Consider the following 10,517-nt stretch of genomic DNA (forward strand, 5'->3'; position numbering starts at 1 on the left):
GACGTACAACCTCTGTCAGTTCAGGGGTTTCCGATACCTGGCACGGGGGTGGTAAGAAAGGGGAGCGATCGCTCTTATGAGTGGTAGTTTTAGAGCGATCGCTTTTATGAGGATATGCGGTAATTGTAGGTCGCTCTTATGAGTGGTAGTTTTAGAGCGATCGCTTTTATGAGGATATGCGGTAATTGTAGGTCGCTCTTATCAAGATATGTGCTAATTTTAGAGCGATCGCTTTGACACTTTCCACACTATCACCTAAAAAAGCTTCTGGTGAATCACAGAGCGATCGCTTTGACACTTTCCACACTATCACCTAAAAAAGCTTCTGGTGAATCACAACTCGTTAAATTACCCTTCAAAATCAATTTAACGCCTTCACCAAACCAGTCTTCTTCATTATGAAGAAGTTAAACGAACAAACAAAAAGGAAAACACACCATGACTAAGAAAAACATCCGCCCCCAACAAGTTGCCCCCGTAGAACGCGAAACCATCTCAGGATACCGCGGATCAAAAGCGGTCAGGTTACAGCCCGAAAAATCCTTTTGCGGGCGACGACGCGGAGTAAGTCACCCCATTCTACCACTCACCTCAAAAAATATCAAAAGTCTGTTTCTACATCCCTTGGCGCACGGTTCGCCTGGATGAATTGACGTACAACCTCTGTCACTTCAGGGGTTTCCGATACCTGGCACGGGGGTGGTAGAAAACCGGACTTGGATTTTTTGGGGTTGGTGGTTGAACCCTGATTTGTGAGATGAACCCCAGCCAACAGCTTACTACCCCAGTGGCATTGGGTCGGGGTTTTCTCCTTGGGTTTATACTTTTGGCAAAAGCCTTTATACTTTTTGGCACATTCTTCTAAGCTGTTTCCCAGTCGTAAAAAAGCCGGATGCCATTGAGTTAAACCATCATCGGTTAAGCGTTCATAACTGCCATAATTGCTGAAGTCATAGAAAAAACTCTGGCGCATTTTGGCAGCTTTAGGATTAGCGTGAATGTAGCGTAAAGTATTTAATGCTCTTTCTTTGTCTGAAGCAGGAAACCCATCACAGTAATACCTTTTTTCCCAAAAATGTCCTGTTCTTCTTAACATTCGATTGAAACACATCGCCGTGTACCAATTCAGGAAGTGCATAATTTTGGGTAACTCTTCTGGCTGTTTAGGTGCAATCAAATAATGAACATGATTTGACATAATGCACAAAGCATAAAGCTGGAAATTGAATTTATTCAAAGCCTTTTTTATCGCATAAAGAAACACTTCCCGACATTCCCTCCGTGAAAGTTTAAATTCACGGTTATTGCAACGGGTGGTAATGTGATAAGAGTATCCAGGTTTAAAAATTCGAGGTTTTCTAGGCATTTCCAGTTTTTACTGCTTAAATAAAATTCTCATTTTACTGTAAAATCATCAATGGTAATTGGCAATGACAACATTATTAGAAAGTGGTAAAAAAATCTATTACATTAATAGCATTAAACGGTGGTTTAGATAAAAATATTTATAATTTACTTGTCAGTAATAGCTTACATATAGGTTTTGATTTATCTTTAGATGGTCGTAGTGAGATTGAACTTTACCCTTATATTAGAAACCAAGAATTTCAAATATTTGATATCCAGCAACGGTTAGCAACTGTTTTATCACCCCAAGCATTACAATTTTTACCTATTTGTAGTCGCATTTGTGTTGGTTTATCTAAAGCTAATGCAGATAAAGTAGTGTACTTTTACTTAAAAAATCTCAATGATTTTCTCAATTACTTTACCGTTAACGATACTGCACGTCGAGTTCATGCTTATTACCAACAACAACCCATGCGCGAGATGTGTGTTGCTGTTCAAGAAAAACAATTGCTAGGAGGGACAATTGAAAAAATGAATTTATATTATCTTATTTAAAATGTAGTTAAGCGACAGCGCAACCCAACAAAATTAAATCACAAAATTACCAAAATTATCGGTAACATCCATCAACCCAACCGACACAATTTAAATAACATCCTGTAAATCCTGAAATCCCGGATATCCTGATTCAGACAATTTCATTTTCTGCAAAATTTGAGCAAATTTTATGATATCTACTACTGCAATTTCTCCCATCTTAACTATTCCTCCCCTAGAAAACGGCGACAAATTAACCCGTCATGAATTTGAACGGCGTTATCATGCCATGCCGAATCTCAAAAAAGCCGAATTAATTGAAGGAGTAGTTTACGTGGCATCACCATTAAGAATCAAAAGTCATGGAGAACCCCATGCTTATATTATGACTTGGCTGGGAGTTTATAAAGCAGCTACACCGAGCATAGGTTTCGCCGATAATGCCACAGTGCTAATAGATACAGATAACGAACCACAACCGGATGCTTTATTAAGAATTGAAACAGGAGGACAATCAAGAATAAATAAAGATGATTATGTAGAAGGTGCGCCAGAATTAATAGTAGAAACTGCTGCTTCTAGTGCTTCCTATGATTTACATGAAAAACTCAAAGTTTATCGTCGTAATCAAGTCCAAGAATATTTAATCTGGCGAGTTTATGACCATCAATTTGATTGGTTTAGATTACAACAAGGGGAGTATATTCAACTTCAACCCAATGCAGATAATATAATTTGTTCCCAAATATTCCCCGGTTTATGGTTAGATAAAATAGCATTATTAGAAGGAGATTTAGGAAAAGTGTTAACCGTTGTCCAGCAGGGTTTAGCAAGTCCAGAACATGAGAATTTTATTAGTAGATTATCTAGTTAGCAGCAGTTACCATCCAAACTAAAATTCCTATAAAACTCGTTCTGGTTGTTGTTCTTCTAATGCCAAATGATAATTAAAAAATTGTCCAATGGCTTGATGAAATTGAGAAATATTAGATGTACCAATAAAACTCTTAATTTCCACCGCTATTTTTTCTCCTTCTCTTTCAGCAGCTAAAATTTGCTCTGCACCGAGATCAATATACATTTCCACATCACCGACTTCTATCCTTAAAGGATCATCTGTAATCACCCAACCGTCTTTTTCTAACCCTATCCTAACAGCATCATGAAAAATATCTTTAGCTGGCATTAACTTTATAAAAAATTAGACTTTTCACCCATAATTATAACATCAATTACAACAACACAATCAAAACCATGCCTAACCTTACCGACATCCCCGGAATCTCCCAAATTTGGACACGCACAAAAGGCGACCCTCGCATTAAAATTGCTATCCTTGATGGTGCTGCTGATTTAGAACGCAGTTGTTTTCAAGGGGCAAAATTTAGTCAATTTAAACCCTACTGTTCAGAAGATATTGAACTCAACGAAGAATACTATTATTATCTCAATTTATCTTTAGATTTTAACAAAGAACAAAAAGATAAAAAAGACGACCCCGACCACGATAAAGAAGAGGCAAAAAAAGAACGGGAGGCATTTTTTGCACCTTTCCCTCCAGCTATTAGACAACGCATTGAATTATCCAGTCATGCTACTCACATTTCTAGCACAATTTTAGGGCAACACGGCACACCCGCCCCTGGTATTGCCCCTTTATGTACAGCATTAAATATTCCTATTTCCTTCGCTAATGATGATTTTATTTCCCCTATCAACCTTACCCACGCTATTAATACCGCTTGGCAATGGGGAGCGAATATTATCCATATCGCTGCTTGTCACCCTACCCAAACCGGAGTAGCACCAGATTTATTTGCCCGTGCTGTCAAACAATGCCAAGACAATAATATGTTAATTATTGCCCCTGGTGGTAATGATAAAGGGGAATGTTGGTGTATTCCCTCTATTCTTCCAGGTGTAATTACAGTGGGTGCAATGCGAGATGATGGTCAACCGTTTAAATTTAGTAATTATGGCGGAGAATATCAAAATAAGGGTGTAATGGCAAATGGTGAAAATATCTTAGGCGCCCAACCGGGAACGGAAGAACCTATCAGAGAAAAAGGTACAAGTTGCGCTGCACCCATTGTCACAGGTATTTCTGCCTTATTAATGAGTATGCAATTGCAACGGGGTGAACAACCCAATGCGGAAGCAGTGCGGGAAGCGATTTTAAATAGTGCTATTCCCTGTAACCCGGAAGAGGTAGAAGAACCGGAACGGTGTTTATTAGGTAAGTTGAATATTCCCGGTGCGTTTCAATTATTGACGGGAGAAAAGTTAGAACCTCACCTCCAGCCCCTCTCCTATCAGGGAGTACAACAACCTCACCCCCAACCCCTCTCCTATCAGGGAGTACAACAACCTCACCCCCAACCCCTCTCCTACCAGGGAGTACAACAACCTCACCCCCAACCCCTCTCCTACGAGGAGAGGGGAGTAGGAATCTCTCGTTCCCAGGTTCTACCTGGGAATGCTACATTAGAGGCTCTGCCTCTGACTATATCATCAGGCAGAGCCTTGGAGACGGTATTCCCAGCCGGAGACTGGGAACGAGAACAACGAAGTGAAATAACTCAAGGTGTCACCCCTAGCGCCGCTTCTAAATTGGTTTATGCTTTAGGAACTATTGGTTATGATTTTGGTAATGAAGCCAGAAGGGACTCGTTTAAACAATTAATGCCAGCAGTGAATATGGACGGGGTAATTATCCCTGCTAATCCCTATGATAGCCGGCAAATGGTGAATTATCTATCAGAAAATCCCGCCGAAGCTAAACCTTTAATTTGGACTCTCAACCAAGAACTGACTTCTATTTATGCTTTAGAACCTGTAAGCGGTTTTGCCGCAGATATTTATGAAACTCTAATTGCTATGTTAGAGGGACAAATTCAACCAGAAGATAGTGATGATTTTGTAGAACGGGTGAGTATTCCTGCAAGATTAACAGATAGAACTGTGGAATTATTTTCTGGTCAAGTTGTGCCTGTAATTACTTTAACTAATACTAGGGGAATGTATGGCTGGAAAGTCAATAGTTTAGTAGATATGGCAATGCAAACTGTAATTACGCAAGGCACAGCACCAGCCGAAGAAATGGCTATGAGAAAGGCTTTGAGTAGTTTCTTAAATCGAGTTTACTATGATTTGCAAAATTTAGGACAATTTGCTAAAGATCGGGCGCTGAATTTTTCTGTAACTAATGCTTTCCAAGCTGCTTCTAGTTTTTCTCAAGCTATTTCTACAGGGATGCAGCTTGATAGTATTGAAGTGGAAAAAAGTCCTTTCTGTCGGATTAATAGTGATTGTTGGGATGTGAAATTAAAGTTTTTTGACCCGGAAAATGGCCGCAGAGCTAAAAAGGTGTTTTTGTTTACCATTGATGTTAGTGACAGAATTCCTGTAACTTTAGGACAAATCCGCTCTTGGTCTGTGCGGAAATAAGTATGTAGCTAACGCTGTGATAAACAATTTATCAAAATTGTTCACAATGAATTAGTGCAAGTAATGGAGGGAAAATTGAGGTGCTACAACTGTTTTATCCCGAAACGACGGGAGTAGGGAACAGGGAACGGAGAGAATATCTTTCCAACTGACAACTAAACTAATAGCCATTCACGGCGAGAAAGTGCTAAAATTAGCATTTCAGTGTTGGAAGTTGTGAAGGCGGGTATAATATCCCCATCACTTCCCTATCAATCAGTTACAAACTCACTCACTAGGAACAGGAGAAACAGTTCTCAACATGATCAAATTGCGTTTAAAAAGATTTGGCAAAAAGCGCGAAGCAAGTTACCGGATTGTTGCTATTAACAATCTTGCCCGTCGTGACGGTCGCCCCCTAGAAGAACTAGGATTTTATAACCCCAGAACTGATGAAGTAAAATTAGATATTCCTGGTATTGTTAAGCGACTGCAACAAGGCGCTCAACCTACCGATACAGTTCGTCGTATCCTCGTAAAAGCTAACGTTTTTGAACAGGTCAGTGCAACAGCCGCATCATAGTCTTGAGATTAAATCCCTAACAACCAATCCCAATTATGTGGGGCTGGTGAAGTTTCTAGTGCAACCGTTTTTAGAATCTCCAGAATCTTTAAGCGTTGATTGTGAAATGTCTCAAACCCTTAAGCGGGCTTGGGTTCGCATTGCTTTTAACAGCATAGATAAAGAAAAAGTGTTTGGTCGGGGGGGACGAAATATCCAGGCAATTCGCACTGTAATTTCCGCAGCAGCAGAACTAGCTGGGGAATCAGTATACCTGGATATTTACGGCGGCAGTTCCCACAGTCGAGATAGTATGTCTTTTGATGAAAACCAGGAAGAGCGGATACTACCACCCAAGTCGAAAGAAAGAGAGAGCAATATTCCCAAACCTGTTGTTAAACCAAGGTTACGCTAGATCATAACTGGTCAGTTTAAATGGTTGATTACAGATTATTTTCTGGGAAAGATGGAGAAAGGGGACAACAAAATTGTCAAGTCTTGGCGAATATTTCCGTGTTCACTGCGGATTTACCAGCCAAGAATTAACAAATGTTGTCAGCCTATTTTCCAATATTTTAAGAGGAGTCAGAAGTCAGGAGAAAGAAGAAAGAATAGTGTAGAACCTGCTGATGAATTGCTTGAGTTTTAGTTTTATTTAATAGGCCTTAATTAATACAAAATTATAGAATTTTCAATTTACATTTAATATGGCGGTATGCACTTGAATGAGATACAAAATTTATCTAAACAACCATACACCACAAGAGTTTCACCCCTGTTCCCTGCTATAGGAAAATATTAATTTTGTTAACAACTACTTTTTACCCAATTCAGCAATAATATGGCAGATGATTCTATAATTCAACTGCCTAGTATGTCCAGTGCGATCGCTCTAGCTGGTTATGGTGAGGCAAATATCAAGTTTTTATCACAACAAACAGGGGCTAACTTAGTTCTGCGGGGGCAAGAATTATTAATTTCGGGAACACCCAAACAGGTAGAATTAGCAAAGCGATTAGTGCGATCGCTCGAAAATTTGTGGAGTAAAGGTAATAATATCTCTAGCGCCGATATTCTCACAGCCCGTCAAGCCCTCGATACAAATACAGAAGACCAACTCCAAGACCTACAACGGGATATCCTCGCCAAAACTCGCCGGGGTTTTGAAATTCGCGCCAAAACCTTTCACCAACGCCAATATATAGACGCACTTCGTAGACGTGATTTAACCTTTTGTATTGGTCCTGCGGGAACAGGGAAAACCTATCTCGCTGTAGTTATGGCAGTCCAAGCCCTACTCAGCAATCAATTTGAACGACTGATTTTAACCCGTCCCGCAGTCGAAGCAGGAGAGAAACTCGGCTTTTTACCAGGAGACCTACAGCAAAAAGTCAACCCCTATTTACGTCCCCTGTATGATGCCATAAATGAATTCATAGACCCCGAAAAAGTCCCCAACCTAATCGAACGGGAAATCATCGAAGTCGCACCACTAGCTTATATGCGAGGACGGACATTAAATAACGCCTTTATCATCGTTGACGAAGCCCAAAATACCACACCAGCGCAAATGAAAATGGTTTTAACCCGATTGGGTTTTAACTCCCGTATGGTAATCACAGGTGACATCACCCAAACCGATTTACCACCCCATCAAAAATCAGGTTTAGATGTAGCCTTACAGATTCTCAGAAATGTAGAAGGAATCGCCATTTGCGAATTTTCTCAAAAAGATGTGGTTCGTCATCCTTTAGTACAGCGGATTGTTGCTGCCTATGAAAAATACGAAACGTAGGGGCGCAGGGTCTGCGCCCTCTTGCCTTCTGGATTGTATTACATCCAAAAAAACGCTATAAATCTGAAATTGAACACTAACAACTAAAAAATCAACACATATGAGTACAACATTGAAAGAATTTTTGGAAGCTTGTGAAACCTTGGGAACTTTGCGCTTAATTGTCACCAGTAGCGCCGCTGTTTTAGAAGCTAGAGGAAAAATAGAAAAACTATTTTACGCCGAATTACCAAAAGGTAAATATGCGAATATGCACACCGAAGGCTTTGAATTTCATTTGAATATGGATATGATTCAAAAAGTGAAATTTGAAACAGGTGAAGCCAAAAGAGGAAATTTTACAACCTATGCAATTCGGTTTTTAGATGCAGAAGAAAAACCTGCATTAAGCCTCTTTTTACAATGGGGTAAACCCGGAGAATACGAACCAGGACAAGTAGAAGCTTGGCAACTTTTAAAGGGAAAATATGGCGAAATTTGGCAACCTTTAGCCCTAGAAGCCTTGTAATTTCGTAAGCTTCAGATCCCCGACTTCTTTGAAAAGTCGGGGATCTTTAAATAAATTTAAATTTTAATTATTGAATATGTTGATGAAAATAATTGTTAGTTTTTGCTTAATGCTTTTATTATTCTTAGGAAATAACGAGGCACAAGCTGGAGAATTAGCAGAACATTTAGCCAAATTCCCCCAATGGGAAAAATTAACATCGGTCAAACCAGCCAAAGGAGATTTAGTTTACCCTGACTGGATAGCTGGGACTTGGAAAGTTACCAGCACATTAGTAGATTTAGCCGCACCTTTAGCACCGGATATAGTCACACCAGGCTTTGAAGGTAATCGCAGTCAATTAAATCAACCAATTAGTTTTTTAGTGAAATTCATTAAAGTTAAACCAACTAATTCTGGGTTTAAAATTTTTGGTAACTTTTCAAAGCAACCATCAATATTAGTCGCTGACAGAGAATTTAATAGTTTAAATTTATCCAGAGCCTATTTAGGCGATGAGGCTGTATTATCATCCAAAGTAGATCCTCAATCTCCCAATCGGCAAATTACATTTTTGCGGGGTGAACGCCAATTAATATCCATTATCAGCGATCGCGCCACCGAAACAACAGCCGATAATCAATTCATCACCACAGAAGTTTTCCAACAATTATTTAAAGGCAGTTTTCGTCCATATTTGAATACTGTAGAATCAACCACAGCCTATCAAAAACTCTCCACACCCTCTCCAGCCATTACCGCAGATCAAGTAACCGCCGTCTACCTTTCACCCCAAGATCCCGATTATTTTACCGCAGGTTCTCGACCAGTGGCATTATATCGGTATCGCCTAGAATTTGTCCCCCCAAGCTGAACCTGGTAAATGGCACGAACTAATGGCGTAAACCTCGGAAACTGGCTGGGAGTAAAGGATTTAGACGTTATCAAAAAATATTTTCTCTAACCCCTTGCTAAATCTAGAGAGTGCTGCTATTATAGTTAAGCGTGGGAAACAAACGGGTCGATGTCCGAGTGGTTAATGGAGACGGACTGTAAATCCGTTGGTTTACGCCTACGCTGGTTCAAATCCAGCTCGGCCCATATTCTACAAAGATTAAGAATTTAAATGCTGTCCGCCTGTCTGTGGTACAGCATTATAAATCTTAATTCTGTTTCAGATTCCGCCCGTGTGGCTCAGTGGTAGAGCACACCCTTGGTAAGGGTGAGGTCACGAGTTCAATCCTCGTCACGGGCTTTTTGTAATGACGAAAAATCAATAATTTCTGGCAACTTGCATAGGTTGGACCTACTCTACCAGTATTTCATTACAGATGGGAACTTGCATAATAGAAATACCTTATTTTGTTTATCATAAGCTAATAGGACTTACGCATTGACAGAATTAACCAAATATGAGGCATGGGTTTCAGGCATTTAAATGTAATTTTTCGCTGATTTTTAGGCGAACTGCTTACAGCAGCGGTTCGCTATCGCTATTTATATAAACTTCATCCCCAAAAGCCTGAAACAACCAAATATCGTTCATACATGATGATGGTTAATTTGTACAGTGCGTAAGTCCTAAATAAGATAATTTACATCAAAACACCTGTTACAATTAATAGCATTATGATTAATCCTGTCCCTAGTCCTAATTTGCGTACTCCCATTGCTATTAGTTTGGGTGCAATAGTTGGTGCTTTAAGTCGCTATTATTTAACATTGTGGTTGACAAACCGCTTTGGTTTTGGTTTTCCCTATGGAACTTTTTTTATTAATATTAGCGGTTGTTTAGCAATGGGGTTTTTTGCAACTTTAGCTATGGAAAAAACAGCGCTGATTTCCCCAGAAATTAAGTTAATTGTTGCTACAGGATTTTTAGGTGCATATACTACTTTTTCTACTTTTGGTTTAGATACAGTTGGCTTGTTACAACGTGGTAATTGGTTAGCCGCTGCTGGTTATTTTTCAGGTAGTACAATCTTGGGAATTATCAGTGTGCAATTAGGGATGATTATTGCTAGAATGTTAAATTAAAAGTTATTGAAAATAAATTAGTATAGAAAATGGTGCAAACACAATCTTTTATCAACGAAAATTCTTTAACAGAAATATTACCTGGAGGGAGTAATCCAGATGCTTTTGAATTAGCCCAAACTTGGTATCCAGTTCACTATCTTCAAGATTTAGATAAATCCAAACCCACTCCGTTCACTCTTTTAGAGGTTGTTTGAAAAGTATTAGATGAACCCGATAATCTCTAGAAACCTAACCCCCCTTCCCCCCTTCCCTACAAGGGAATGGGGGTTTCAAAGCCTCTCCCCGCGTCGGGGAGAGGTTTGGAGAGGGGTTTATTTATA

The 10,517-nt window shown here is 39.5% G+C and carries 12 protein-coding genes, 2 tRNA genes and 2 pseudogenes; 13 read left to right on the plus strand and 3 right to left on the minus strand.

Features of this window, described 5'->3' with window-relative positions; translation table 11 throughout:
- Nucleotides 1-166: 166 nt before the first annotated feature.
- Nucleotides 167-307, minus strand: coding sequence for a hypothetical protein (locus PN471_RS17285; protein WP_271777901.1), 141 nt, complete (start codon nt 305-307; stop codon nt 167-169).
- 131 nt (nt 308-438) lie between these two features.
- Here PN471_RS17285 and PN471_RS23520 point away from each other — a divergent pair, with 131 nt between their 5' ends.
- A complete protein-coding gene (locus PN471_RS23520) occupies nt 439-648 on the plus strand; it encodes an anacyclamide/piricyclamide family prenylated cyclic peptide (RefSeq protein WP_442867165.1) in 210 nt (69 codons plus the stop codon).
- Here the strand turns inward: PN471_RS23520 and PN471_RS17290 are convergent.
- Nucleotides 602-1,366: a transposase gene (locus tag PN471_RS17290; protein ID WP_271777902.1), complete on the minus strand. Its 765-nt coding sequence runs from the start codon at nt 1,364-1,366 to the stop codon at nt 602-604. The genes PN471_RS23520 and PN471_RS17290 overlap by 47 nt on opposite strands.
- An 83-nt stretch (nt 1,367-1,449) precedes the next feature.
- Between PN471_RS17290 and PN471_RS17295 the strand changes: the two genes are divergently transcribed.
- A complete protein-coding gene (locus tag PN471_RS17295; RefSeq protein WP_271777903.1) occupies nt 1,450-1,905 on the plus strand; it encodes a LynF/TruF/PatF family peptide O-prenyltransferase in 456 nt (151 codons plus the stop codon).
- A 172-nt stretch (nt 1,906-2,077) separates the two neighbouring features.
- On the plus strand, nt 2,078-2,761 hold the full coding sequence (locus PN471_RS17300; protein ID WP_271777904.1) for a Uma2 family endonuclease: 684 nt from the start codon (nt 2,078-2,080) through the stop codon (nt 2,759-2,761).
- Nucleotides 2,762-2,791: 30 nt separating this feature from the next.
- Here PN471_RS17300 and PN471_RS17305 read toward each other — a convergent pair.
- Nucleotides 2,792-3,073: pseudogene (locus PN471_RS17305) on the minus strand (XisH family protein); the annotation flags it as partial.
- A 68-nt stretch (nt 3,074-3,141) separates the two neighbouring features.
- Between PN471_RS17305 and PN471_RS17310 the strand changes: the two are divergent.
- The 10 genes and pseudogenes from PN471_RS17310 to PN471_RS17355 all read left to right on the plus strand — a co-directional run bounded on the left by PN471_RS17310 (nt 3,142) and on the right by PN471_RS17355 (nt 10,391).
- Nucleotides 3,142-5,334 carry a S8 family peptidase gene (locus PN471_RS17310; protein WP_271777905.1) on the plus strand — a complete coding sequence of 731 codons (2,193 nt, stop codon included), beginning with the start codon at nt 3,142-3,144 and terminating at the stop codon, nt 5,332-5,334.
- A gap of 301 nt (nt 5,335-5,635) precedes the next feature.
- Entirely contained in the window at nt 5,636-5,896 is a 261-nt protein-coding gene (gene rpsP / locus PN471_RS17315) for a 30S ribosomal protein S16 (protein ID WP_027403099.1), read from the plus strand.
- 7 nt (nt 5,897-5,903) lie between these two features.
- Entirely contained in the window at nt 5,904-6,290 is a 387-nt protein-coding gene (locus tag PN471_RS17320) for a KH domain-containing protein (RefSeq protein ID WP_271777909.1), read from the plus strand.
- Between the two features lie 426 nt (nt 6,291-6,716).
- Entirely contained in the window at nt 6,717-7,670 is a 954-nt protein-coding gene (locus tag PN471_RS17325) for a PhoH family protein (RefSeq protein WP_053540860.1), read from the plus strand.
- A 94-nt stretch (nt 7,671-7,764) separates the two neighbouring features.
- Nucleotides 7,765-8,178, plus strand: a pseudogene (locus tag PN471_RS17330) (ChuX/HutX family heme-like substrate-binding protein); the annotation flags it as partial.
- A 76-nt stretch (nt 8,179-8,254) separates the two neighbouring features.
- Nucleotides 8,255-9,031 carry a DUF6816 family protein gene (locus tag PN471_RS17335; protein ID WP_271777906.1) on the plus strand — a complete coding sequence of 259 codons (777 nt, stop codon included), beginning with the start codon at nt 8,255-8,257 and terminating at the stop codon, nt 9,029-9,031.
- Nucleotides 9,032-9,175: 144 nt separating this feature from the next.
- Nucleotides 9,176-9,258 (plus strand) — tRNA-Tyr (locus PN471_RS17340).
- A gap of 82 nt (nt 9,259-9,340) precedes the next feature.
- A tRNA-Thr gene (locus PN471_RS17345) sits at nt 9,341-9,412 on the plus strand.
- A 374-nt stretch (nt 9,413-9,786) separates the two neighbouring features.
- Nucleotides 9,787-10,194 (plus strand): fluoride efflux transporter CrcB, encoded by a 408-nt coding sequence (crcB, locus tag PN471_RS17350; protein WP_271777907.1) that lies wholly within the window; start codon nt 9,787-9,789, stop codon nt 10,192-10,194.
- A 29-nt stretch (nt 10,195-10,223) separates the two neighbouring features.
- Nucleotides 10,224-10,391 carry a hypothetical protein gene (locus PN471_RS17355; protein WP_271777908.1) on the plus strand — a complete coding sequence of 56 codons (168 nt, stop codon included), beginning with the start codon at nt 10,224-10,226 and terminating at the stop codon, nt 10,389-10,391.
- Nucleotides 10,392-10,517: the final 126 nt, after the last annotated feature.

This window comes from Aphanizomenon sp. CS-733/32, from assembly GCF_028330045.1.
GTDB classification, from domain to species: Bacteria; Cyanobacteriota; Cyanobacteriia; order Cyanobacteriales; family Nostocaceae; genus Dolichospermum; species Dolichospermum gracile.

What these genes read in the sequence shown, in the direction of transcription:
- PN471_RS23520 (WP_442867165.1), top strand. Translation starts at nt 439, where the DNA reads ATGACTAAGAAAAACATCCGCCCCCAACAAGTTGCCCCCGTAGAACGC.
- PN471_RS17290 (WP_271777902.1), bottom strand. Translation starts at nt 1,366, where the DNA reads ATGCCTAGAAAACCTCGAATTTTTAAACCTGGATACTCTTATCACATT.
- PN471_RS17300 (WP_271777904.1), top strand. Translation starts at nt 2,078, where the DNA reads ATGATATCTACTACTGCAATTTCTCCCATCTTAACTATTCCTCCCCTA.
- PN471_RS17310 (WP_271777905.1), top strand. Translation starts at nt 3,142, where the DNA reads ATGCCTAACCTTACCGACATCCCCGGAATCTCCCAAATTTGGACACGC.
- rpsP (WP_027403099.1), top strand. Translation starts at nt 5,636, where the DNA reads ATGATCAAATTGCGTTTAAAAAGATTTGGCAAAAAGCGCGAAGCAAGT.
- PN471_RS17325 (WP_053540860.1), top strand. Translation starts at nt 6,717, where the DNA reads ATGGCAGATGATTCTATAATTCAACTGCCTAGTATGTCCAGTGCGATC.
- PN471_RS17335 (WP_271777906.1), top strand. Translation starts at nt 8,255, where the DNA reads ATGTTGATGAAAATAATTGTTAGTTTTTGCTTAATGCTTTTATTATTC.
- crcB (WP_271777907.1), top strand. Translation starts at nt 9,787, where the DNA reads ATGATTAATCCTGTCCCTAGTCCTAATTTGCGTACTCCCATTGCTATT.
- PN471_RS17355 (WP_271777908.1), top strand. Translation starts at nt 10,224, where the DNA reads ATGGTGCAAACACAATCTTTTATCAACGAAAATTCTTTAACAGAAATA.